Origin of the sequence: Microvirga sesbaniae, assembly GCF_025460805.1 — a bacterium.
GTDB classification, from domain to species: Bacteria; Pseudomonadota; Alphaproteobacteria; order Rhizobiales; family Beijerinckiaceae; genus Microvirga; species Microvirga sesbaniae.
This window is the reverse complement of the sequence record NZ_JAMXFJ010000017.1, coordinates 68,988-92,621: the sequence shown is the minus strand read 5'-3', so window position 1 is coordinate 92,621 and position 23,634 is coordinate 68,988. Positions and strand designations below refer to the sequence as shown.

At 68.4% G+C, this 23,634-nt stretch carries 22 protein-coding genes; 8 read left to right on the top strand and 14 right to left on the bottom strand.

Translation table 11 applies throughout. The annotated features are described in order from the left end of the window. Positions 1–94: 94 nt before the first annotated feature. Complete coding sequence (locus OCW50_RS21355; protein ID WP_262273464.1) at positions 95–1,375, bottom strand: glycoside hydrolase family 1 protein; 1,281 nt, start codon at positions 1,373–1,375, stop codon at positions 95–97. Positions 1,376–1,554: 179 nt separating this feature from the next. Between OCW50_RS21355 and OCW50_RS21350 the strand changes: the two genes are divergently transcribed. Beyond that, complete coding sequence (locus tag OCW50_RS21350) at positions 1,555–2,658, top strand: S1C family serine protease (protein WP_262273463.1); 1,104 nt, start codon at positions 1,555–1,557, stop codon at positions 2,656–2,658. Between the two features lie 100 nt (positions 2,659–2,758). After that, positions 2,759–3,199, top strand: a complete 441-nt coding sequence (gene hpf, locus OCW50_RS21345) for a ribosome hibernation-promoting factor, HPF/YfiA family (RefSeq protein WP_262273462.1) — start codon at positions 2,759–2,761, stop codon at positions 3,197–3,199. 276 nt (positions 3,200–3,475) lie between these two features. Here the strand turns inward: hpf and clpB are convergent, their stop codons facing one another. Further along, entirely contained in the window at positions 3,476–6,094 is a 2,619-nt protein-coding gene (gene clpB / locus OCW50_RS21340; protein WP_262298866.1) for an ATP-dependent chaperone ClpB, read from the bottom strand. A gap of 177 nt (positions 6,095–6,271) precedes the next feature. Between clpB and OCW50_RS21335 the strand changes: the two genes are divergently transcribed. The 3 genes from OCW50_RS21335 to OCW50_RS21325 all read left to right on the top strand — a co-directional run bounded on the left by OCW50_RS21335 (position 6,272) and on the right by OCW50_RS21325 (position 7,948). After that, entirely contained in the window at positions 6,272–6,598 is a 327-nt protein-coding gene (locus OCW50_RS21335; protein ID WP_262273460.1) for a hypothetical protein, read from the top strand. Positions 6,599–6,601: 3 nt separating this feature from the next. After that, positions 6,602–6,883 carry a hypothetical protein gene (locus OCW50_RS21330; protein ID WP_262273459.1) on the top strand — a complete coding sequence of 94 codons (282 nt, stop codon included), beginning with the start codon at positions 6,602–6,604 and terminating at the stop codon, positions 6,881–6,883. Between the two features lie 282 nt (positions 6,884–7,165). Then, the gene (locus OCW50_RS21325; protein ID WP_262298865.1) at positions 7,166–7,948 is read left to right on the top strand and encodes an MOSC domain-containing protein; all 783 of its coding nucleotides are present in this window, start codon (positions 7,166–7,168) and stop codon (positions 7,946–7,948) included. Positions 7,949–8,262: 314 nt separating this feature from the next. Here the strand turns inward: OCW50_RS21325 and OCW50_RS21320 are convergent, their stop codons facing one another. The 5 genes from OCW50_RS21320 to OCW50_RS21300 all read right to left on the bottom strand — a co-directional run bounded on the left by OCW50_RS21320 (position 8,263) and on the right by OCW50_RS21300 (position 15,196). Continuing rightward, positions 8,263–9,258, bottom strand: a complete 996-nt coding sequence (locus tag OCW50_RS21320; protein ID WP_262298864.1) for a DUF4167 domain-containing protein — start codon at positions 9,256–9,258, stop codon at positions 8,263–8,265. Positions 9,259–9,642: 384 nt separating this feature from the next. Then, complete coding sequence (gene prmC, locus OCW50_RS21315) at positions 9,643–10,491, bottom strand: peptide chain release factor N(5)-glutamine methyltransferase (RefSeq protein ID WP_262298863.1); 849 nt, start codon at positions 10,489–10,491, stop codon at positions 9,643–9,645. A gap of 22 nt (positions 10,492–10,513) precedes the next feature. Further along, positions 10,514–11,602 (bottom strand): peptide chain release factor 1, encoded by a 1,089-nt coding sequence (prfA, locus tag OCW50_RS21310; protein ID WP_262298862.1) that lies wholly within the window; start codon positions 11,600–11,602, stop codon positions 10,514–10,516. Next, positions 11,602–13,869, bottom strand: coding sequence for a phosphoenolpyruvate--protein phosphotransferase (gene ptsP / locus OCW50_RS21305; RefSeq protein WP_262298861.1), 2,268 nt, complete (start codon positions 13,867–13,869; stop codon positions 11,602–11,604). Before ptsP ends, prfA begins: the two co-directional genes overlap by 1 nt. 88 nt (positions 13,870–13,957) lie before the next feature. After that, positions 13,958–15,196 carry an aspartate kinase gene (locus OCW50_RS21300; protein WP_262298860.1) on the bottom strand — a complete coding sequence of 413 codons (1,239 nt, stop codon included), beginning with the start codon at positions 15,194–15,196 and terminating at the stop codon, positions 13,958–13,960. A gap of 135 nt (positions 15,197–15,331) precedes the next feature. Between OCW50_RS21300 and ubiG the strand changes: the two genes are divergently transcribed. Further along, positions 15,332–16,060, top strand: a complete 729-nt coding sequence (gene ubiG / locus OCW50_RS21295; RefSeq protein ID WP_262271991.1) for a bifunctional 2-polyprenyl-6-hydroxyphenol methylase/3-demethylubiquinol 3-O-methyltransferase UbiG — start codon at positions 15,332–15,334, stop codon at positions 16,058–16,060. Here the strand turns inward: ubiG and nhaA are convergent. Together nhaA and OCW50_RS21285 are read right to left on the bottom strand one after the other, a co-directional pair. Continuing rightward, positions 16,029–17,249, bottom strand: coding sequence for a Na+/H+ antiporter NhaA (gene nhaA / locus OCW50_RS21290; protein WP_262298859.1), 1,221 nt, complete (start codon positions 17,247–17,249; stop codon positions 16,029–16,031). The two genes, ubiG and nhaA, sit on opposite strands and share 32 nt — an antisense overlap. Positions 17,250–17,346: 97 nt before the next feature. Then, positions 17,347–18,252, bottom strand: coding sequence for a LysR family transcriptional regulator (locus OCW50_RS21285; protein ID WP_262271993.1), 906 nt, complete (start codon positions 18,250–18,252; stop codon positions 17,347–17,349). Positions 18,253–18,367: 115 nt separating this feature from the next. On the opposite strand from OCW50_RS21285, the gene OCW50_RS21280 reads away from it, so the two are divergent. Next, positions 18,368–19,558 carry an MFS transporter gene (locus OCW50_RS21280; RefSeq protein ID WP_262298858.1) on the top strand — a complete coding sequence of 397 codons (1,191 nt, stop codon included), beginning with the start codon at positions 18,368–18,370 and terminating at the stop codon, positions 19,556–19,558. 9 nt (positions 19,559–19,567) lie between these two features. Here OCW50_RS21280 and OCW50_RS21275 read toward each other — a convergent pair whose 3' ends face one another. Genes OCW50_RS21275 through OCW50_RS21255 form a run of 5 tightly spaced genes read right to left on the bottom strand, consistent with a single transcriptional unit; the run spans position 19,568 to position 22,618 of the window. Beyond that, positions 19,568–20,101 (bottom strand): metallophosphoesterase family protein, encoded by a 534-nt coding sequence (locus OCW50_RS21275; protein WP_262271995.1) that lies wholly within the window; start codon positions 20,099–20,101, stop codon positions 19,568–19,570. Positions 20,102–20,156: 55 nt separating this feature from the next. Next, positions 20,157–20,603 carry a DUF1178 family protein gene (locus OCW50_RS21270; RefSeq protein WP_262271996.1) on the bottom strand — a complete coding sequence of 149 codons (447 nt, stop codon included), beginning with the start codon at positions 20,601–20,603 and terminating at the stop codon, positions 20,157–20,159. A 44-nt stretch (positions 20,604–20,647) separates the two neighbouring features. After that, entirely contained in the window at positions 20,648–21,511 is an 864-nt protein-coding gene (locus OCW50_RS21265; protein WP_262271997.1) for a carbon-nitrogen hydrolase family protein, read from the bottom strand. Between the two features lie 15 nt (positions 21,512–21,526). Further along, a complete protein-coding gene (gene grxC / locus OCW50_RS21260; protein WP_262298857.1) occupies positions 21,527–21,784 on the bottom strand; it encodes a glutaredoxin 3 in 258 nt (85 codons plus the stop codon). A 51-nt stretch (positions 21,785–21,835) separates the two neighbouring features. Further along, a complete protein-coding gene (locus OCW50_RS21255) occupies positions 21,836–22,618 on the bottom strand; it encodes a ComF family protein (protein ID WP_262298856.1) in 783 nt (260 codons plus the stop codon). Positions 22,619–22,716: 98 nt separating this feature from the next. Between OCW50_RS21255 and OCW50_RS21250 the strand changes: the two genes are divergently transcribed. Further along, the gene (locus OCW50_RS21250; protein ID WP_262298855.1) at positions 22,717–23,601 is read left to right on the top strand and encodes a methyltransferase domain-containing protein; all 885 of its coding nucleotides are present in this window, start codon (positions 22,717–22,719) and stop codon (positions 23,599–23,601) included. Positions 23,602–23,634 lie beyond the last annotated feature (33 nt).

The following is a 23,634-nucleotide window of genomic DNA, read 5'->3' as shown; positions in this document are numbered from 1 at the left end:
CGCGGCGGCGGGCCGTCCCTTGCTACATCATGGCGGCGGCCCGGGGAAGCCGAATGCCGCTGCGAAGCGGCGTTCGACCTTTCCTGCCCGATGATCAGCACCAATCCTTGTCGGACGTCATCTGCATTTCGTCGGCCGCGCGCTTGATGTCGGCGAGATCGACCGGATCGCTGAACGGATCCTCGTCGAGCACCGTCACCCGGTTCAGGCGCTTCTGCCAGCGCCGCAGCTCGTCGATATAGGGCTGATATGGCACCCGCTTCAGGCGCCCATTGTCCTCGACCAGATCGCACAGGCCGTTGTGCAGCCATTCGCCCGTATGCCAGTCGGGCATGTCGACCGCCGGGAACAGGCATACGCCGTGCAGGTCGATACCCTTGCGCACCGCCGCCAACGATTCCTCGACGATGTCGCAGAGCCAGTCCGGGCGGCCTTCGCGCAACCCGCTCGTTTCGCCCACGATCATCGGGCGCCGGTAGCGCTCCCAGGCATACGACAGGAGATCGCCGAGCGGCCGGATGCGCTCGTCATGCGGCTCGAGCGACGCGTGCGGCCCGTTCTCGCGGTATTCCATCTGGCCGAACGAGTAGCAGTTGACCCCCAGGATATCGAGCACTTCCGGCGAGCCGCCGAACTCAGGGTGCCGTCGTCCGGCGATCACGTCCCAGGCATAGAACGTGTCCGTGTAGGTTTCGTGCTCGGCCTCGTCCTTCAGGTCGGGCCGGTCGCGGGGCGCGACCACGAGGATGAGCGGATCGATATGCACCATGCGGGCCTGCGGGTCGACGGCCCGGATGGCGTTGACGGCCGCGATATCGGCCCGGCACAGGGACAGGCGCAGCCTGTGTCGCAAGTCGTCCGTCCTGCCGAACGGCGCCGTCCAGCCCCACTCGCCGCCCATGAAGGCGAAGAAGGTGATCTCGTTGATGGGGGTGAAGAAATGCGGGCCGCGGATGCGCGGCGTCAGGTATTCGGCAGCGGCCCGGGCATAGGCGGCGAACCTTGCCGCGAATTCCGGGCCGAACGGATCGAGGCCGTCGGGATAGCCGTAATGGCACAGGTCCCAGATCGGCAGGATCTGGTGCCGGTTCATGGCCGCGATGAAGGGATCGAGGCCGGAGAAGTCGTAGGCGCCACCCCTGTCCACGAAGGGCCAGGGGATCCCCTGGCGGGCGACCGCGATGCCGAGCGAGCGCAGGAAGGCGTAATCCTCCTCCACATGCTCCCGGTGCTGCGTCTCCGCGACGAGGTCCCGCCGGCCCTGGTCCTTCCAGATGAAGGTGGAGCATTCGAAGCCCGACAGGAAGAAGGTTGGGAAGATTCCCGCCTGGACGGCGGAGGCGTCGGCGTTTCCCGGCGGCGGCGGATCGTGCAAGGCGGCGTCTCCCTCGAATCCGTGGACGGGACCGGCCCTGTGGGACGCAAGCGCGACCATCCACCGTCAGGACAAGCTCAGGGACGACGAGCGGTTCCTCGCCCGGATCCCGAGCTCCGCGATGAACTTCGACCAAGCGCGTCCGTTGTGACAGAGGGGGATCAGGCACGGGAGGGCTTATGCAGGAGCGGACGACACGGACCATCGTGCTGGCGATCGCGGTGCTGCTCGCGCTCGTGGCGCTTCAGCCCTCCGTGACCGGCTATCTCTTCTCGGCCCGGGAGCCGCGGCCGGTCGCGGCGCGCGGCGACCTGTCTGACTACGAGCAGTCGACGATCCGCGTGTTCGAGACGGTGGCGCCCTCCGTGGTTCAGGTGGTGGCCCTGCAGGGCCGCGGGCCCTCGGGCGGAGAGCCGGCGGGATCCGGCACCGGATTCATCTGGGACGCGGCCGGCAACGTGGTGACGAACAACCACGTGGTCGAGAACGGCTCTTCCTTCGTGGTGCGCCTGGCCTCGGGAGAGGTTCTGCCGGCCGAGGTGGTGGGCCGCGCGCCGAACTACGACCTGGCGGTGCTGCGGGTCGAGCGCCGGGGCGGGCTGCCGGCGCCGGTTCCGGTGGGACGCTCGGCCGATCTCAAGGTGGGCCAGACGGCCTATGCCATCGGCAATCCGTTCGGTCTCGACCAGTCGCTCACCACCGGCATCATCAGCGCCCTGAAGCGCCGCCTGCCCACCAGCGGCGGCCGCGAGGTCGCCGACGTGATCCAGACGGACGCGGCGATTAACCCGGGCAATTCCGGGGGGCCGCTGCTCGATTCCGCCGGCCGCCTGATCGGCGTCAACACGGCGATTTTTTCGCCCTCTGGCACCAATGCGGGCATCGGCTTCGCCATCCCGGTCGACGTGGTCAACCGCGTGGTGCCCGAGCTCATCCGCAGCGGCCGCGTGCCGACCCCGGGGATCGGGATCCTGGCCGGCGACGAGACGCTTGCGGCCCAGCTCGGCGTGAACGGCGTAATCGTGGCCGGCGTCGTGCCGGGCTCGCCGGCGGACCGGGCGGGCCTGCGCGGCGTCGACACGCGGGCCGGCATCATCGGGGATGTCATCGTGGGCGTGGAGGACGCGCCCGTGCGGCACCTGTCGGACCTGACGGACAAGCTCGAGAGCACCGGCGTAGGGAGTACGGTGTCGCTGACGATCCTGCGCGACAACCGGCGGCAGAATGTCGAAGTGGCGATCGTGGATGTGGGAGAACAGACGCCGCGCACGCGCAGACCATAAAGAGAACAGAACTTCGGCCGGGTCCGATTTGTTTCCTGGGGGCCGAAACTTTCATCCGATCCCGCCGTTAGCCATCGAACCTTCACCAACGGAGGAGCGAATGAAACCTGACAGCACCGAACCCAACATCCTGGTGCAAAGCTCGGCAGTCGATCTGGGCGACATGTTTCCCGAATATGCGAAGACCAACATCCTTCAGGTTGCCGGAAAATACTTCGGTCACCTGAGCTCGGCCTCGGTTCACGTGACGCGCGAGGGCATCACCTATCGCTGCACGGTGAACATGCAGATGGGCGCGCTCAAGATGATGAGCGGCGAGGCCAAGAACAAGGACCTCTACGCGGCCTTCCGGGCCGCCCTGCAGAAGACCGGAAAGCAGCTCCGCCGGTCCAAGCGCGAGCTGCGCGAGGACAAAGCCGAGCGCATCGACAAGGACATGCTCCTGCGTGAAGGTACATCGCCGCGCCGCACGGAACGGCGCAGTGAAGACATCGCCCCGGCAGCCAACGACGAGGGCGAGTACCGCGCCGCCGCCGAATAATCCGACAGGTTGAGGCCTCCGCCGCACTCGGCTGATCTCAAGGCCGGGAGGTGCGTTTCACTCGCACGTCATCACCGGCCTTGTGCCGGTGATCCCGATTGTCTGAAACGCAGCGCTCTATCTGTCGGGATGGCCGGGACAAGCCCGGCCATGACGTGGTGAGGGTGTCACTGCTTGCGGCGACAAGCCTGACATCACCGGAGCGGTGTCGTGTGAACAAAAATGGCCGGGCGCAAGGCCCGGCCATTCTCATGAACTCTGCCGGGAGGGTGCCGCTCAGTTCAGCCGCACGCCTTCCGGCGGACGCTCCGAGCCGACCGTCACGTCCCCGATCATCAAGCCCATGGGGCCCGCATGCACGGGCACGGTCTCCCCGTCGCGGATCTCGCCCGACAGGATGAGCTCCGCCAGCGGGTCCTGCACGTGCTTCTGGATCACGCGCTTCAGGGGGCGCGCCCCGTAGGCCGGGTCGTAGCCCTTCTGGCTCAGCCAGTTGCGCGCCTCCTCGTCGAGCTGCAGCACGATCTTGCGATCCTCCAGCAGCTTCTGCAGGCGGCGCATCTGGATATCGACGATCGCCCCCATCTCCGAGCGCTTCAGCCGGTGGAACAGGATGATCTCGTCCACGCGGTTGAGGAACTCCGGCCGGAAGTGCGAGCGCACCACCGTCAACACCTCGTCGCGCACCGCATCGGTGTCCTGGCCCTCCGGCTGGTTCACCAGATATTCGGCGCCGAGATTCGACGTCATGATGATGAGCGTGTTGCGGAAGTCCACGGTGCGGCCCTGGCCGTCCGTGAGGCGTCCGTCGTCGAGCACCTGCAGCAGCACGTTGAACACGTCCGGATGCGCCTTCTCGATCTCGTCGAACAGCACGACCTGATAGGGCCTGCGGCGCACGGCTTCGGTCAGCGCGCCGCCCTCCTCGTAGCCCACATAGCCGGGAGGCGCGCCGATGAGGCGGGCGACCGAGTGCTTCTCCATGTATTCCGACATGTCGAGGCGGATCAGCGCCGTCTCGTCGTCGAACAGGAAGCTCGCGAGCGCCTTCGTCAGCTCGGTCTTGCCGACACCCGTGGGGCCGAGGAACATGAACGAGCCGATCGGCCGGTTCGGATCCTGCAGGCCCGCGCGGGCGCGGCGCACGGCGGTCGACACCGCCGAGACGGCCTCGGCCTGGCCGACGACGCGCTTGCCGAGATCCTGCTCCATGTGCAGCAGCTTCTCGCGCTCGCCCTCGAGCATCTTGTCGACCGGCACGCCGGTCCAGCGCGACACCACCTGCGCCACGTGATCGGGCGTCACGGCCTCTTCCATCAGGCCGCCGCCGTCGGCTTTCGCCTCCACGTCGGCGAGCTGCTTCTCGAGCCCGGGAATGACCCCGTAGGAGAGCTCGCCGGCCTTCGCCCAGTCGCCGTTGCGCTGTGCGGACGCCAGCTGGTTGCGGGCCTCCTCGAGCTTCTTCTTCAGGTCGGCCGCAGTGCCGAGCTTGTCCTTCTCGGCCTTCCAGCGCGTCGTGATGGCGTCCGACTGCTCCTCGAGGTCCGCCAGCTCCTTGGTGAGGCGCTCCAGGCGGTCCTTGGAGGCGGAATCCGTCTCCTTCTTGAGCGCTTCCTGCTCGATCTTCAGGCGCACGATCTCGCGGTCGATGTTGTCGAGCTCCTCGGGCTTCGAATCGACCTGCATGCGCAGGCGCGACGAGGCCTCGTCGACGAGGTCGATGGCCTTGTCGGGCAGGAAGCGGTCGGTGATGTAGCGGTTCGAGAGCGTCGCGGCGGCCACGAGCGCCGAGTCGGTGATGCGCACCCCGTGATGCTGCTCGTACTTCTCCTTCAGGCCGCGCAGGATCGACACGGTGTCCTCCACCGTGGGCTCGCTCACGAAGACCGGCTGGAACCGGCGGGCGAGCGCCGCGTCCTTCTCCACGTGCTTGCGGTACTCGTCGAGGGTGGTGGCACCCACGCAGTGCAGCTCGCCGCGGGCGAGCGCGGGCTTCAGGAGGTTCGACGCGTCCATAGCCCCGTCGGCCTTGCCGGCGCCGACCAGCGTGTGCATCTCGTCGATGAACAGGATGATGCCGCCTTCGGCGGAGGTCACTTCCTGCAGCACGCTCTTCAGGCGCTCCTCGAACTCGCCGCGGTATTTCGCGCCGGCGATCAGCGCGCCCATGTCGAGGGCGAGCAGCTGCTTGTCCTTCAGGGATTCCGGCACGTCGCCGTTGACGATGCGCAGGGCGAGGCCCTCGACGATGGCGGTCTTGCCGACGCCGGGCTCGCCGATCAGCACCGGGTTGTTCTTGGTGCGGCGCGAGAGAACCTGGATCGTGCGGCGGATCTCCTCGTCGCGGCCGATCACCGGATCGAGCTTGCCGTCGCGGGCGGCCTCGGTGAGATCGCGCGCATATTTCTTCAGCGCGTCATAGGCGTTCTCCGCCGTCGCGTTGTCGGCGGTGCGGCCCTTGCGCAGGGCGTTGATGGCGGTGTTCAGGCCCTGGGCGGTCACGCCGGCCTGGGCCAGAATCCTGCCCGCTTCCGTGTCCTTCTCGACCGCGAGCGCCAGCAGCATCCGTTCGACGGTGACGAAGGAATCGCCCGCCTTCTCGGCAGCCTTTTCGGCGGTGTCGAAGAAGCGCATGAGCTCGCGGGTGGCCTGCGGCTGCGAGGCCGAGCCGGACACCTTCGGCTGCTTGGCGAGCCATTGCTCGACCGCAGCATGGGCCTCGCGGGAGCGCCCGCCCGCGCGGTCGATCAGGCCGGCGCACAGGCCTTCCGGATCGTCGAGCAGAACTTTCAGCACGTGGCCGGGAGCCAGCTGCGGATGGCCTTCGCGCACGGCGAGGTTCTGCGCCGCCTGCACGAAGCCCCGGGCACGCTCGGTATACTTTTCGAAATTCATTCTCATCCCTCCTCAGATCCACCCGCCCTCCTCGAGGCACGGGCCGATCCTGCGATGTCGGACCTCCCTGGGGAGCATCCGCGAACCTTAGGTGGTGTGTCCAATTCGTCACAACAAGGGGGAGGAACCCGCTCGCGATGCTGGCATTGACCCTGCAACAGTCTTGAGGAGACCCCCATGACACGCGATCCGCGCTCGGACGCCGAGAAAGCCCGCGCCGACCTGGCCCGCAATGCGGAGCTCGGCCTGGCGGTCCCCGAAAGCCCGATCGAGGAGGGGCCTTCGGTCACGCCGGAGACCTTCGGCGACACCACCGAGAACGGACAGGTGCCCCCTCGGCCCGGCCAGACCCTGGCGCAGGCCGAGGCGGACCGCGACATCGGTGATTCGACCGGGACCATCGCCACGTCCCGGGACATTCCGGTCGACCCCAAGACCGTGAAAGCCCCGCCCACCCATCGCAGCGACGAAGAAGACGGCGTGCTCACCCGCGCCAAGGAGTGACGAATGATGGCCCTTTCCGATCTGATCGCCCGTTTGAGCCCGAGCCGCCGCCGCGCCGAAAAGGCCGAGAAGGCGCGCGACGAGCTGAAGGCCAATGCCGAGAAGGCCCTGCGCATGAAGCAGGAGGCCGGCCCCCAGGCCAACATCCCCGAGCACCAGACCTCCCATGAGGGCATGCAGAAGGACCCGCACATGGTGGAGTTCGACCGCTCGAGCGGCCGCGAGGCCGGCTTCACGCCCCAGCTCAAGCGGTCCAAGGTGGCCCGTTCGGGCGACGCCTCGTAAGGCTTGCGTCTGCGTCTGCAGCAGGCCCCGCCGTCTCGGCGGGGCCTGCTGTCTTGTTGTCTGACCCGCGCCGTGACTGGTCGCCCTCCTGTCGTCACCGGGCTTGTCCCGGTGATCGCGACGCCCTGAAACGCCGCGCTGTTCCGATCGGGATGGCCGGCGAGAGGCGAGCGATGACCGGCCGGCCATGACGTGAGAGGGCGTGGGTCGCTGCGGCTGCAGGTCGGTGATGACGGGTGCGGGTCCCTTGCCCGCTCGCGCGACGCCTTCTATCGATAGGCCATGAGCATCCGCATCGCCTCTCTCCAGCGCTATCCGGTCAAGGGTCTCTCGCCCGAGACCCTGTCCTCGGTCACCCTCACGAAGGGCGACTACTTTCCCGGCGACCGGCTGTTCGCCATCGAGAACGGCCCGGCCGGCTTCGACCCGGAGAACCCGCAGCATCAGCCCAAGATCAAGTTCCTGATGCTGATGCGCAACGAGGGCCTGGCGCGGCTGAAAACCCGCTATCTCGATTCGATCACGACGCTGTTCATCGAGGAGGGCGGCCGCGAGGTGGTGCGGGGCGATCTCTCCACGCGGGAAGGGCGGCTTTCCGTCGAAGCCTTCTTCCGCCGCTTCATGCCCGGGGAGCTGCGCGGCCCGCCGAAGGTGCTTGCCGCTCCGCAGGGCTTCCGCTTCACCGATTCCCGGCGCGGCTTCGTCTCGCTCATCAACCTGGCGAGCGTGCGCGCGCTGGAGAATGTGGTCGGGGCGCCGGTCGATCCCCTGCGCTTTCGCGGCAACGTCCACCTGGAGGGGCTCGCGCCTTTCGCCGAGTTCGACCTCGTCGGCCAGGTGCTGACCACGGCCTCGGGAGCACGCCTCAAGGTGACCAAGCGCATCGAGCGCTGCGCCGCCACCAACGTGGACCCGGACACGGGCATCCGCGACCTGGAGATCCCGAAGAGTCTCATGAAGGCCTATGGGCATTTCGATTGCGGCATCTATGCCGAGGTGGTGGACGGGGGCACGCTGGAGGTCGGGGAAGAACTCGCCGCCGAACAGGCGACGCTGGGGCTGTGATCTAGAGCATCGGACGGCCCGCTGGGTCCGTTCTGACCGATGCTCTCATTCAAGAAGAAAGCATCGGATGGATCCCAAAAGGGCAAGTCCACTTTTCACGTCCGATGCTTTAGCCTCGTGACGCCTCTCCCGGTCCTGGCCGGGCTCGTTCCGGCCATCCCTATGGTAAGAACGCCGCACCTCTCCCGTCGAGATCACCGGGACGGGCCCGGTGACGCCGAGACGTGGATTCCTGCCGGCCGTTCGTCCTGCCCTCAGCCAACAAAAAAGGGAGAGCCAGGCTCTCCCTTTCGGATCCTTCGTGAGGTGACGGCCTACTCGGCCGCCGGGGTCTCGGCCGGGTCCGGCGTGAAGCCGGCATTCTCGGCATTGGCCGCCTCGATCATCTCCTGGCGGGTGCGGCGGCGGCGGCGCGGACGGGGGGCCTCCTCGTCGTTGGCCGCTTCCTGCACCACCGGCGGAGCCGGGGGAGCCTCTTCCACGGCGGCCGGAGCCGGCGCGCGGACCGGGTTCGTCAGGAAGGCCGGCAGGGTGCCCTGCTCGGGCGTCTCGGCCTCATCGCGGCGTCGCTCGCGCGGGAAGCGCTCGCGGCGCTCACCACGCTCGAAGCGGTCGCTGCGCTCGGGCCGGTCGGTCCGCTCCGGGCGGTCTTGGCGGTCCTGGCGATCGAAGCGGGCAGGGCGGTCGGTCCGCTCCTGGCGCTCGCCGCCCTCGGAACGCGCCTCGTAGGGCTGCTCGTCGCGCGGCTGATCCTGTCGCTGGAAATCCTGGCGTGGGCCCCGGTCGCGCTGGAAGCGCTCGCGGCGGTCATTCCGGTCGCCGCGGTCCTGGCGATCGTTGCGGTCCTGACGGTCGCCCCGATCCTGACGGTCGTTGCGGTCGAAGCGCGGCTGGCGGTCGTTGCGCTCGCCCCGGTTCTCGTAGGGCTGCGGCTGGGAGCCGAAATCCTGGTCGTCGCCGTTGCCGTAATCCTGGCCGCCGGCCCGCTCGAAACCGGCCCGCTCGCCCTGGCCGAAGCCCTCGTCCTCGCCGCCTTCCTCGTCGAAGGGGCGCTGCTGGTAGCCATACTGCTCGCGCAGCTGCTCCTGGGCGGCCGCGATGATGCGGAAGTAATGCTCGGCGTGCTGGAAGTAATTCTCGGCCGCCACCGGGTCGCCGCTCGACTGCGCATCGCGGGCGAGCTGGCTGTATTTCTCGGCGATATGCTGAGCCGTGCCGCGGATCTTCACGTCCGGGCCGTTCGACTCGTAGCTCTTCGTCAGGGGATTGGGCCCCTTGTTGTTGTTGCGGTTGTTGTTACGACCGCGCATACGCCTGTTCTGTCCTGGTCTCATTGTTCGCTCTATGAGCCTCGCTGGTTCTTCACGCCCACGCGATATGCAAGCCAATATTCACCGAACGGGCTCAACGCCCACCGTTCGCGTGGCAACCGTCTGACGTTCGGCCATAGCCCGTCATGGGCTTCAGGCCATCCTTCAGTGTCGGGTTCAGATAATCGCGCCAGGCTGTTTCTGTTTCAAAAGCCCCTGCCTGCGCGATTGATATCGTTTGGTCTTCCGGCATGCCCCGAGGGCTGCCGATTTGTTTAGACCGAGGACGATCTCTAAGCCCGAATCTAGCGGGTTCCTCACGGTCCAACAAGGGCTAATTCCGATTTTATCCCGCCCTTGGACACAAAAGCCGCATCCTGTTCATCACGATCGCTTCATGGCGATGCAGCGGGGGTTGCCTGACAGATCGTGGGCGATCCGCAGGATTTCAAGGCCGTAAGCCCTTGCCAAGCTTCTTAAATCGTCCGCCTGATCGTAGCCGATCTCGACCACGAGCAGGCCGCCGGGCGCCAGCAGCCGCCCCGCCTCGCCCAGAAGGACCCGGTAGGGCTCGAGGCCGTCCGGGCCCCCGTCGAGGGCGAGAAGCGGATCATGGTCGCGGACCTCCGCGTCGAGGGTCGGGATCACCCCCGAGGCGATGTAGGGCGGGTTCGACACGACGAGGTCGAAGGGACCCGAGACCGCATCGGCCCAGCGGGAGAGGGCGAAACGGCAGCGGCCGCCGACGCCGTTCTCCGCCGCGTTGGCCCGGGCCGTCACGAGGGCCCCGAAGGACAGATCGATTCCCAGCCCCGTGGCGTTCGGCAGCTCGTGGAGGAGCGACACCAGGATGATGCCCGATCCGGTGCCGAAATCGACGATCCTGTGCGAGGCCTGTCGGTCCGGGAGCAACGTGAGAGCGGTTTCGACCACCGTCTCCGTGTCGGGGCGGGGCACCAGGGTCTCGGGGGAGAGGCGGAAGGGCAGGCCCCAGAACTCCCGGAGGCCGACGATGCGGGCGACCGGCTCCTGGGCGAGGCGCCGGCGCGTGAAGGCGAGGAGCGTTCCGGCCTCGTCGGGTGAGAGCGGGAGGTCCGGCCGGGTGATCAGGTCCGTGGCCGAAATGCCGAGGGCCGTCAGGAGGAGAAGCCTGGCGTCGAGCGCCGCGGTCTCGAACCCGGCCTCCTGGAGGGTCCGGCGCAGCTCCCTCAGGGCCTCGGAGCGGGTCGTCAAGACCGGGGGCCCGGCCGCGCGCTCACGCCGCTTGGTCCTGGGCGGCGAGTTGGGCCGCCTGATGCTCAGTGACCAGCGCGTCGATGAGCTCGTCCAGGGCGTTGCCGCCGATGACCTCCTCCAGCTTGTAGAGGGTCAGGTTGATCCGGTGGTCGGTCACGCGCCCCTGGGGGAAGTTGTAGGTGCGGATGCGCTCGGAGCGGTCGCCGGAGCCGACCTGGGCCTTGCGGTCGGCGGCCCGCGCAGCGTCCTTGGCGGTGCGTTCGGCGTCGTAGAGGCGGGCGCGCAGGAGCGCCATGGCGCGGGCGCGGTTCTTGTGCTGGGAGCGCTCGTCCTGGACGAACACCACCATGCCGGTCGGCAGATGGGTGATGCGGATCGCCGATTCGGTCTTGTTCACGTGCTGGCCGCCGGCTCCTTGAGCCCGCATGGTGTCGATCTTCAGGTCCGCGTCGTTGAGGACGACGTCCACGTCCTCGGCTTCGGGCAGCACCGCCACGGTGGCCGCGGAGGTGTGGATGCGGCCCTGCGTCTCCGTGTCCGGCACGCGCTGCACCCGGTGGACGCCGCTCTCGAACTTCAGCCGGGCGAACACCCCGCGTCCCTTGATCTCGGCCACCACTTCCTTGTAGCCGCCGGCCGTGCCCTCGCTCTCGGACACGATCTCGACCTTCCAGCCCTTCAGGTCCGCATAGCGGGTGTACATGCGCAGCAGGTCGCCGGCGAAGAGGGCCGCCTCGTCGCCGCCGGTGCCGGCGCGGATCTCCAGGATGGCGCTCTTCTCGTCGGCCTCGTCCCGGGGCAGGAGCATGATGCGCAGGTCCTGGGCGGCCTTCTCCAGGTCCGCGCGGGCCTGGGGCAGCTCGTCCTCGGCGAGGGAGCGCATCTCGGCATCGGTCGACGAATCGTCGATCAGGGCCTGGAGGCCGTTCAGGTTGTCCTCCATGGCGCGATAGGCCCGGATGGCGTCCACGACGCCATCGAGTTCGGACAATTCGCGCGACAGGGCCACGAAGGTCTCGGGATCCGGGCCGGCATTGAGCGTCGCCGTGATGATGTCATGGCGGGCCAGGATGGCGTTCAGGCGATCAGAGGGAGGGGCAATCGACATCAGACCGGAATACCATGGGTTTCCGCAAAATGGGCAAGCTTGGGGCGCAGCGTTTGGCCGCCCCCGGCGGTCTTCAGCTCCTCGCGGATCAGGGCGCTGAGCTCCGCGACGTTCATTTCCAGCAGCATGGCCTTCACGGGCCCGATGGCGGCCGGAGACATGGAGAGCGAGCGGAAGCCCAGCCCGATCAGGGCCATGGCCTCGAGGGGACGCCCGCCGATCTCGCCGCACACGGTCGCCAGGCAGCCGGCCGCCTGGGCCTGCTCGGCCACCATGTTGAGGGCCCGCAGCATGGGGGCGCTCAAGGGGTCGAACCGGTCCGCCACGCGCCGGTTCTCCCGGTCGATGGCGAAGAAGAACTGCATCAGGTCGTTGGTGCCCAGCGAGATGAAGTCGGCGCTCTCGCAGATCTCCTTGAGCTGGAACAGGAGCGAGGGCACCTCCAGCATGACGCCGAGCTTCAGGTCCGACGGCAGGGGGTGGCTGTGGTTGGCCAGATGGGCCTTCTCGCGCTCGACGATCTGCTTGGCGCGCTCGAACTCGTCGCAGGTCGCCACCATGGGGAACATGATCTTCAGCGGGCGTCCGGCCGCCGCCTTGAGGAGGGCACGGACCTGGGCGCGCAGCAGGCCCGGCCGGTCGAGCCCGATCCGGATGGCCCGCCAGCCGAGAGCCGGGTTCTCCTCCTCGACGGACTGCATGTAGGGCAGGATCTTGTCGCCCCCGATGTCCAGGGTGCGGAAGGTCACGGGCCGGTCGCCGGCTTCCGCGAAGACCGTGCTGTAGAGCGCCTGCTGCTCCGTGGCCGAGGGCATGCGCTCGGCGATCATGAACTGCAGCTCGGTGCGGAACAGCCCGACGCCGGCCGCCCCGGTCTCGGCGAGATGCGGCAGGTCGACCACGAGCCCGGCATTGATCTGCAGGGTGACCTCGACCCCGTCCTTGGTGACGGCCGGCACGTCGCGCAGCTTGAGATACTGCTCCTGCCGGCGGGCCCGGAGGCGCGCCTTTTCGGCATAGGCCGCCTCCACGTCGGGATTGGGCCGGATCTGCACCTCGCCGGCCGCCCCGTCCACGATGATGGCGTCGCCCGGCTCGGTCAGGGAGGTGGCGTTCGACACCTCGCCCACGGCCGGGATGCCGAGCGCCCGGGCCACGATGGCGATGTGGCTCGTCGGTCCGCCCTCCTCGAGCACGACGCCGCGCAGGCGCGAGCGGTCGTAGTCGAGGAGCGCCGCCGGGCCCATGGAGCGGGCCACCAGGATGGCGTTCTCCGGAAGCTGCGTCCGCTCGAGCACCAGGTCGCGCCCGACCAGGCGGTGCAGCAGGCGGTTGGCGAGGTCGTCCAGGTCGTGCAGGCGCTCGCGCAGGTAGGGGTCGGTCTGGCGCAGCATGCGGGCGCGGTTGTCGGACTGGACCCGCTCGACGGCGGCTTCCGCCGTCAGGCCCGAAGCCACGGCCTCGCGCATGCGGCGGAGCCAGCCCTGGTCGTGGGCGAACATGCGGAAGGTCTCCAGGACCTCCCGGTGCTCCCCGTGATGGGCCACGTCGCCGCGCTCGATCAGCTCGTCGATGGACAGCCGCACCTCGGCGATGGCCGAGTCCAGGCGCCTGAGCTCGGCCTCGCTGTTCTCGGCGATGAGGTTCTTGACCACCACGCGGGGCTCGTGGAGCACCACGTGGCCGAGGCCCACCCCGTCGGCGAGCGCGACGCCCTTCTGGTAGACGGGGCGGCGGAGCGCGATGCCCGTATCGACCGGCGCCAGGGCCTGCAGCTCGCCGGTGGCGAGCATCTCGGCCACCACCATGGCGGTGGTCTGGAGGGCCTCGACCTCCTCCTCCGTATAGACCCGGTAGGTGCGGTTCTGGACGACCAGGACGCCCAGGGTGTTGCCGGCCCGCAGCAGCGGCACGCCCAGGAAGGCGTGGTAGATCTCCTCGCCCGTCTCCGGCTTGTAGGAGAAGGCCGGGTGGCTCTGGGCGTCGGACAGGGCCAGGGGTTCGGCGGTGGACGCGATGAGGCCCACGAGGCCCTCGCCCGACCGCATGATGGTGAGGTGGACGGCCTCCCGGTTCAGGCCTTCGGTGGCGAACAGCTCGAGCACGCCGTCGCCGCGCATCACGTAGACGGAGCACACCTCGGCCACCATGTTGGCGGCGATCTGGGTGACGATCTTGTCGAGACGGTCCTGCGCCCCGACCGGCTCCGCCATGATCTCGCGGAGGCGGCGCAGCAGAAGGCGCGGACCGCCGGGAGCGCTTGGCATGAGCTTACAGTTCCCGTCCTCACGAGCCGGCAGGGCGAACCGGCGGCTACCTATGATGAATGTCGCAGCCCGACAGTTCCCTCGTCAATCAGGCTTGATCAAGGCCGTATAGCGAGTGGAGCGTGCGCACGGCAAGCTCCGTATAGGCCGATTCGATCAGAACCGAGAATTTGATCTCCGACGTGGTGATGGCCCGGATGTTGATGCCCTTGTCGGCCAGAGCCTTGAAGGCGCGCGCCGCGACGCCCGCGTGGCTGCGCATGCCCACCCCGATGGCCGAGACCTTCACCACGTCGGTCGCGCCCTGGAGCTCCTTGAAGGCGATCTCGTCCCGATGGCTGTTGAGGATGGCGCAGGCCCGCTCGTAATCGGCCGTGGGCACCGTGAAGGTCAGGTCCGTGGTGGCGGCGTTGTCGGACACGACCTGGATGATCATGTCCACGTTGATGTTGGCGTCCGCCAGGGGCACGAAGATCGAGGCCGCGATGCCCGGCTTGTCGGCAATGTCCCGCAGCGTGATCTGGGCTTCGTCGCGCGAATAGGCGATGCCCGTGACAACCTGCTGTTCCATGATGTCTTCCTCGTCGCAGATGAGGGTGCCGAGCTTGGGATCGGCGGGATCGTCGAAGCTGGAGCGCACGTAGGTCGGCACGCGGTGCATCATGGCGAGCTCGACCGAGCGCACCTGAAGCACCTTGGCCCCCAGCGAGGCCATTTCCAGCATTTCCTCGTAGGAAACCTTGTCCAGGCGCCGGGCCTTGGGCACGATGCGCGGATCGGTGGTGTAGACGCCGTCCACGTCCGTGTAGATGTCGCAGCGCTCCGCCTGGACGGCGGCGGCGAGCGCCACGGCGCTCGTGTCCGAGCCGCCGCGGCCCAGCGTCGTGACGCGGCCCGTGGGCTGGTGGACGCCCTGGAAGCCCGACACCACGGCGACCTCCCGGCCGTCCGTGAAACCTTTCAGGATCCCCGTGCCGTCGATGGCGGCGATCCGCGCCGAGCCATGGGCCTCGGAGGTCATGATCGGGATCTGCCAGCCCTGCCAGGAGCGCGCCTTGAGGCCCATCTCCTGCAACGCGATGGCGAGAAGGCCGGACGTGACCTGCTCGCCGGAGGCGACGACCACGTCGTATTCCTTCGAATCGTAGAGGGCGGAGGCGTCCTTGACCCAGCCGACGAGCTCGTTGGTCTTGCCCGCCATGGCGGACACGACCACGGCTACGTCGTAGCCGGCCTCGACCTCGCGTCTGACATGCCGCGCCACGTTGCGGATGCGCTCTACGGTGGCGACGGAGGTTCCGCCGAACTTCATGACGAGACGGGGCATGGGCAAGGAAGGCCGTGATGTGAAATTGATATTTTGCCCCTTCGCGCCGCGAAAAGGCGCGTATACATGACGGCAGGTCCGCGCCCTGTCAACGCGCGATTTCCCTGTCCGGAGGCCATTCTTGCGGAGGATCTCATGACGACCATCGACCCGGCCGAGGTCGCCCGATTCGAAAAGATCGCCGAGACCTGGTGGGATCCGAAGGGCCCCATGAAGGTCCTGCACCGGTTCAATCCCGTGCGCCTGGCCTATGTCCGGGACGAGGCCTGCCGCCGCTTCGGGCGCGATCCGCGCTCGGCCCGGTCGCTCGAGGGGATCACGATCCTCGACGTGGGCTGCGGTGGCGGCGTGCTGTCAGAGCCCCTGGCGCGCCTGGGCGCGCGGGTGACCGGGCTCGATCCGGCGCCCACCAACATCTCGGTCGCCCGGCTCCATGCGGAGCGGGCGGGGGTCCCGGTCGATTACCGCAACGAGACCGTGGAGACCGTGGTGGCCCGGGGGGAGACCTTCGACCTGGTGCTCGCGATGGAGGTGGTGGAGCATGTGGCCGACCGGCAGGCCTTCGTGGAGGCCTGCGTGCGGGCGGTGAAGCCCGGCGGATGCTTGGCCATGGCGACGATCAACCGGACCCTGCGCTCCTTCGCGTCGGCCATTGTGGGGGCCGAATACATCCTCGGCTGGCTGCCGAAGGGCACCCACGAATGGGACAGGTTCGTCACCCCCGACGAGCTGACGGACGCCATCCGCGCGGCGGGCTTTTCCGTCCACGACCTCGCGGGCGTCGCCTACAACCCGCTGCGGGACAGCTGGTCCCTGTCCCGCGACACGGCGGTCAATTATATGCTGCTGGCCGCGAAGGCCTGAGCGGCCGCTCCCGCGGGGCGAGGCGGAGCACCAGATAGCCCGCCAGTCCCGAGAGGGCCGAGCCCATGAGCACGCCGATCTTGGTGGCGTCCCCCAGCTCCGGCTGGTCCGGGAACGCAAGGGCGCCGATGAACAGGCTCATGGTGAAGCCGATGCCACAGAGCAGCGCGACCCCGTAGCACTGGGCCCGGCTCGCGCCCGCGGGCATGTCGGCGAAGCCCAGATGGACGGCCGCATAGGAGAAGGCATAGACGCCCACCTGCTTGCCGACGAAGAGGCCGAGCGCGATGCCCAGCGGCAGCGGGTTCAGGAGGCCGTCGAGGGACAGCCCGGAGAGCGACACCCCCGCATTGGCGAAGCCGAAGATCGGGATGACCGCATAGGCGATCCAGGGCTGCAGGGCATGCTCGAGCCGGTGCAGGGGCGAATCCTCCGCCCTGGTCTTCTTCGGGTTGGCATGGAGCGGGATCGTGAGGGCCAGCGCCACCCCGGCGAGGGTCGCATGGATGCCGGATTTCAGCACGAACACCCACAGCACCGCGCCGATGACGAGATAGGGCAGGAGGGACGTGACGTCGAAGCGGTTGAGGGCGACGAGCACGAGCAGGCACAGGGCCGCCCCGGCGAGCATCGGAAGCGAGAGGCCGCCCGTGTAGAAGAGCGCGATGACGATGATCGCCCCGAGATCGTCGAGAATGGCGAGCGCCGTCAGGAAGATGGTGAGGGATTTCGGCACCCGCGGGCCCAGGATGGCCAGCACGCCCAGGGCGAAGGCGATGTCGGTGGCGGTCGGGATCGCCCAGCCGTGGTGGAGCTGCGGCTCGTTGCGGGTGACCGCGAGATAGACGAGCGCCGGCACGATCATGCCGCCAAGGGCCGCGATCCCCGGCAGGATCCGGCGCGGCCAGGTGGAGAGCTGCCCGTCCAGCATCTCGCGCTTGATCTCGAGCCCCACCAGCAGGAAGAACACCGCCATGAGCGCGTCGTTGATCCAGTGCAGGACGCTCAGGCCCAGCACATAGGTCTTCAGGACGCCGAAATAGGCTCCGGCCAGGGGCGAGTTGGCGGCCGCGAGCGCGATCACCGTGACGCCCATGAGGATCATGCCGCCGGAGGCCTCGCTGTCGAAGAACCGGCGCATCAGCGAGACGCGGCGTTGCGGCCTCGGGTCGGTTTTCGGCTGATCCATGAAGAGCTCCGTGAAGCCTCGACCGGGCGTGAGGCATGATTTGGATAAAGCGCCCCGCCTGGCAAGCGTCCAATGACAAAACCAGGAGCAACTCTGCTCAATCCGGGCGCAGGGTCTCGACGAGATAGTCCAGGAAGGCCCGGACCCGAGCGGGCAGGTGGCCGCCGCCCACATAGACCGCGTGGATGCTTTCCATGTCGCCCGGATTGTAGGCCTCCAGCACCGGCACGAGCCGGCCGGCCTCCACGTCGGGACCGACATGAAGGCCGGACAGACGGCTGATTCCCAGGCCGGTCAGCACGAGAAGCCGCATCGACTCGCCGTCGCTCACCTGGGCGTTGCCGGTGGGCACGACGGCGGTCACGTTGCCCTGCCTGTCCCGGAACGGCCAGCCGTTGCTCTGGCGGGCGAAGCTGAAGCCGAGCAGGTTGTGCCGGGCGAGATCCTCCGGGCTACCCGGCGTACCGTGCCGGTCGAGATAGGCAGGCGCGGCCACCAGCATCATCCGGCTCTCGGCGAGCTTGCGCGCCACGAGCTGCGAGGACTTCAGGGGGCCGACCCGGATGGCGACGTCGGCCCGGTCCTCCAGCAGGTCGACTACCGTGTCGGTGAGCGTCACCTCCACGCTCACCTCGGGGTGCCGGGCGAGAAAGCCCGGCAGAAGGGGGATCAGGCGGTGGGTGCCGAACGGAACGCTCGTGTTCACCCGCAGCCGGCCGCGCGGGGCGGCGCCCGCGGCGGCGCTGCGCTCGGCCTCGTCGAGATCGGCCAGGACCCTCACGGCCCGGTCGTAGAAGGCAGCGCCTTCCGGCGTCAGCTGGAGCTTGCGGGTCGACCGGTTGACGAGACGGGCGCCGAGGCGGCTCTCCAGCCGGGCGACGAGCTTGCTCACCGCCGAGGGCGTCATCCGCAGGGCGCGCGCGGCGGCCGAGAAGCCGCCGAGCTCGACGGCCCGCACGAAGACCTCCATCTCGCCGGAGCGGTTGACGTCCGTCCTGGCCATTGTGACTTCAACTCACAAATTCTGTTCCGGCCGGCAGGCTAGTTCATAAGCGATCACGCGTCCATCTTGCCGCCACCAAGCGGCGCTTGCCGCTCCTCGCAAGGACGTGCTTCTCATGCCTCTCGCTCTTTACGCCCTGACGGCCGGTGCCTTCGGCATCGGGGTCACGGAATTCGTCATCATGGGGCTGCTGCTGCAGGTGAGCGCCGATCTCGGCGTGTCGATCTCGGCCGCGGGCCTGCTCATTTCCGGCTACGCGCTCGGCGTCGTGGTCGGCGCGCCGCTTCTCACCACGGTCACGGGCCGCTGGTCGCGCAAGACGGTGCTTCTCGCCCTCATGGTCGTGTTCACCCTGGGCAATCTCGCCTGCGCGGTCGCGCCGGACTACGCGACCCTCATGGCGGCCCGGGTGCTGACGGCGTTTGCCCACGGCACCTTCTTCGGCGTCGGCTCGGTCGTGGCCACGAGCCTGGTGCCGGCCGACAAGAAGGCCTCGGCCATCGCGGTGATGTTCACCGGCCTCACCGTGGCCAACATCCTGGGCGTCCCGTTCGGCACCTGGCTCGGCCAGGCCTATGGCTGGCGCGCCACCTTCTGGGCCGTCACCCTCGTGGGCGTCTTGGCGGTCGCCGTGATCGCGCTCTTCGTGCCCAAGGATCGCCAGGATACGGCCGAGGGCGGCAGCCTCGCGGACGAACTCAAGGTGCTGGCGCGCCGCCCGGTGCTGCTCGGGCTGCTCACCACGGTGCTCGGCTATGCGGGCGTGTTCGCGGTCTTCACCTATATCGCGCCGATCCTCACGGGGATCACCGGCTTCTCGGAGGAGGCGGTGTCGCCGATCCTGCTCGTCTTCGGCGGCGGCCTGGTGCTCGGCAACCTCCTCGGCGGCAAGCTCGCCGACCGGCGCCTGATGGCGACCTTGCTCGGGTCCCTCGCCCTGCTCGCCGTGGTGCTCGCCGCCATGACTCTCGGCGTTCATGACAAGATCATGGCGATCGCCTTCGTGGGCCTGCTCGGTGCCGCCGCCTTCGCGACCGTGCCGCCGCTGCAGATGTGGGTCCTGGAGAAGGCGGACGGCGCCGGCCAGAGCCTGGCCTCGAGCCTCAACATCGCGGCCTTCAATCTCGGCAACGCGCTCGGGGCCTGGCTCGGCGGCTTCGTGATCGATCACGGCCTGGGGCTCGGTTCGATCCCCTGGGTGGCGGCCCTGCTGCCCGCCTCCGGCCTCGTCCTGGCCCTGTGGAGCCGCAGGCTCGACCGCACCGACGCCTCGCCGGTGCTGGAGCCTGTGAAATCTCCTGTCTGACAGCGCCTATCAGCCCGATACCATTTCAGCACTGGCCTTCCGGCGTCGCGTCCGGGAGGCCAGGATCGTTTCGAGGCTGACGGGGCGATAGTCGAAGGCATCCACGCCCACGTCGAACTGGCGGGTCTGCGGCTTCAGCTTGCCGTGCGAGTGGCCGTGCAGGTCGATCCAGCCGCGGCCCATGTTCTTCCAGGTGCGGAACGCGTAGTGGCATAGGACGAGCGCGTGGCCGTCGAGCATGAGCTCCGCATAGGCCTGAACGCTGTCCCAGCCGCTGGCAGCAAGGGTTGTCGGCCCGTCGTTGTTGCCGGTGATCAGATGCTTGCGGCCGTTGAGGAGTCCCAGCAGTTCCTCGATCCGCTCCGGGCGCACATGGAGGGCGAAATCACCCAGGTGCCAGATCTCGTCCTCGGTCGAGACGACCTCGTTCCAGTTGGCGACCAGAGCGGCATCGTGCTCGGGGATGGTCCTGAACGGCCGCTTGTCGATTCGCAGCACCCGGGGATCACCGAAATGGGTGTCGCTGGTGAAGAAAGTCGCCAAGAGAAGCTCATCCTCATCGTCGTTTCCGATGAGGCGTAATCCCGCAGCGCAGCAGCTAGTTCCGATCGTCCGGGACGACGGGCAGCGGCAGCACGTCGATGCCTTCCTCCAACAGCGCCTTGGCTTCGGCGAGATCCGCCTCGCCGTAGATCGAGCGCTCTTCCGTCTCGCCGTAATGCATCTTGCGGGCTTCCTCGACGAAGCCTTTGCCGACATCCTCGGCGTTCTTCATGACGTGCTCGCGCAGGGCCCGCAGGGCCGCGCGCAGCTCCCGCTCCCGCTCGGAGAGGACCGTGACCGGCTGGGTGTCCGGCGCGGCAACCTTCGGGGCCCTGTCCGTGCGCGCGACCGACGGCGCCATGATCTGCTTCTCGACCTTGGCCGAGTTGCAGAACGGACAGGTCACGAAGCCGCGCTTGCGCTGCGTCTCGAACGCGTCGCTCGACGGAAACCAGCTCTCGAACTCATGGGCCTGCTCGCAGGCCAGGGCATACTTGATCATCTCTCGGTGAGACTTAAGGATTCAGACCTGGAATGAGAAGGGGGTCAGGCGATGGCCGCCTGGTCCGTCTCGATGGCGGGAACGACCTCGACCCTGAACGGCCGCGCGTTCTTGAGGGTTGGGATCCGGCCGCGCACCTCCGCCACGAGAGCGGTGTCGATCTCGGCCAGGAACACGCCGGGCTCCGTGCCGCCGTCCGCCAGCACCCGTCCCCAGGGGTCGATGATGACCGAATGGCCGAAGGTCTCGCGCCCGTCCTCGTGAAGGCCGCCCTGAGCGGCCGAGATCATGAAGGAGCCGGTCTCGATGGCCCTGGCCCGGTGCAGCACGTGCCAATGGGCCTCCCCGGTCTGCCGGGTGAACGCGGCCGGCGCGGAGAGGAACGAGGCGCCGTTCTCGGCCAGCGCCTTGTAGAGGGCGGCGAAGCGCACGTCATAGCAGATGGTCATGCCGAGATAGCCCCAGGGCGTCTCGGCGGCCACGGCCGAGGAGCCGCCCGTATAGGTGGCCGATTCGCGCCAGCTCTCGCCGTTGGGCAGGTCCACGTCGTAGAGGTGGATCTTGTCGTAGGAGGCGATGACCTCGCCGTCCTGGCCGATGAGGAACGCGCGGTTGGCGACCTTGTCGCCCTCCTTGACCGCGATGGAGCCGATCTGGACCACGATGTTCCGCTCCCGCGCCACCTCGCGCAGGGCGGCGAGCACCGGGTCCTGAGCCTCGGGCCCGACCTTGTCGAACAGCTCCGCCCGATCCCGGCACACCAGGGAGGTCATTTCCGGGGTCTGGGCGAAATGCGCCCCCTGGGAGGCCGCCTCGCGCACCAGCGCGACCGCGTCGTCGCGGTTCTTGAGGACGTCGCGCCCGGAGCGCATCTGGACGCAGGCGGCGGTGAAGCGGGTCGAGGTCATGAGTTCTGGTCTCCGTCAGGCCTGCAATAAAGGCTCAAGCTGGCCCCTGTCATCAAGAGCATACAGGTCATCGCAGCCGCCGACATGCCTCTCGCCGATGAAAATCTGCGGGACCGTGGAGCGCCCGTTGGCCCGCTGGATCATCTCGGCCCGGGCTTCCGGCTTCTTCTCGATGTCGATCTCGGTGAAGGCGACGCCCTTGTCGCCGAGAAGCTTCTTGGCCGCCGAGCAATAGGGGCACCAGCTCTTCGTGTAGATCGTAATGGATGGCATGACAGAGAGTTCTCCTTCGATGGCGAGGATATAGGGAGCGTTGCGCTTAGATCACAACTCCTGGACAACTCGGGCAAAGGCCAGAATATCCACGCAGGCCGCGCCGCCGCGCAGGAGCGCCCGGGATGCGGCGTTGGCCGTGGAGGCGGTGGTCAGCACGTCGTCGACGAGGAGCACGCGCCTGCCCTTCAGCCTGGCCTTCGCCTCGGCGGGCACGCGGAAGGCACCCTGGAGGTTGTCCTGACGCTGCGCCTTGGTGAGCCCGACCTGGCGGCGGGTGTGCTTGACGCGGGCGAGCAGGAACGGGTCGCACGGTATGCCGCACTGCGCCGAGACGGCCCCGGCCAGGGCCATCGCCTGATTGAACCGCCGCCGCCACAGCCGCCAGCGATGCAGCGGCACGGGAACGATCACGTCGGCCTCCCGCAGCAGCTCGGCGCCGGCCCGGACCATCATGCCGCCCAAGGCGCGGGCGAGTTCCAGGCGGTCGTCGTATTTGAGCCGGTGCACGAGCAGGCTCGCCGCGCCGTCGTATTCCGCCACCGCGCGGGCGCGCCGGAACACCGGCGGATCGGCCATGGCGGCCGGCGAGAGCCGTGGCCCGCCGAGATCCACCGCGAACGGCGTCCCCAGCCGCTCGCAGAAGGGCCGCTCGATGAAGCGGATCTGCGACCAGCAGCCGGCGCAAAGGGCGTGAGGTTCGCCGGTGGCGGCCTGGCAGGCGATGCAGGTCGGCGGATAGAGGAGGCCGAGGGCCGTATGCCATGCCGCGCGCGCCCCCGCCCGGAAGCGGGCGCTCAGCGGGATCGGCCGGATGTCGGCTGGGGCGTTCATGGGACAAGCTTAGCCGATGGGCCGGCTCCTGGCACCCGGCGCGGGCGGACAAAATAGTGCTTGGTTCCTGGCCGCGCCCGCGCCATATCCAGCGCCTCATGAGCACGCCTCTCGTTTTCGATCGCTCCCTTGTCCGCCGCCGCCTGGCCCGTGCGCTGCGCCAGGGGTATGTCGACTTCCTTCTGGTCCGCGCCGTTGAGGACTTGGAAGAGCGCCTCTCCACGGTGCTGCGGACCTTCTCCCTCGCGCTCGACGTGGGAACGCCGACGCCTGCCGCCGCCGAGGCCCTGCGCCGGAGCGGACGCGCCGAGACGGTGGTCCGCCTGTCGTCGGTAGCGGAGGAGGGCGGCATTCTCGGGGACGAGGAGCGCCTTCCGTTCTCGGGCGAGCGCTTCGACCTCGCCGTATCGCTTCTGGCCCTGCAGGGCGTCAACGATCTGCCCGGCACGCTCATCCAGATCCGCCGGGCGCTGAAGGCCGACGGCCTGTTCATCGGCGCGCTTCTCGGGGGCTCCACCCTGACCGAACTGCGCCAGTCCCTGACCCAGGCCGAAGCCGAGACCGAGGGCGGCGTCAGTCCGCGGGTGGCGCCCTTCGCCGATTTGCGCGACATCGGCGGTCTGCTGCAGCGGGCGGGTTTTGCCCTGCCGGTGACCGATTCGGACGTGGTCCGGGTGCGCTACGCCAGCGCTTTCGCGCTCATGCAGGACCTGCGCCGGATGGGGTTGACCAACGCCCTGCATGACCGGCGCAGGGTCCCCCTGCGGCGCGCGACCCTGATGCGGACGGCGGAGATCTACGCGGAGCGGTTCGGGGATTCGGACGGCCGCATTCCGGCGACCTTCGAGATCGTCTGGCTCTCCGGCTGGGCGCCGCATGAAAGCCAGCAGAAGCCCCTCCGCCCCGGCTCCGCCAAGGCCCGGCTGGCCGATGCCCTCGGCGTGAAGGAAGGAGCGCCCACGCGTCCGGTCGACAAGAAGTGATTCTCATCCCGCCTTGGGCCGCAACCCGCTTGC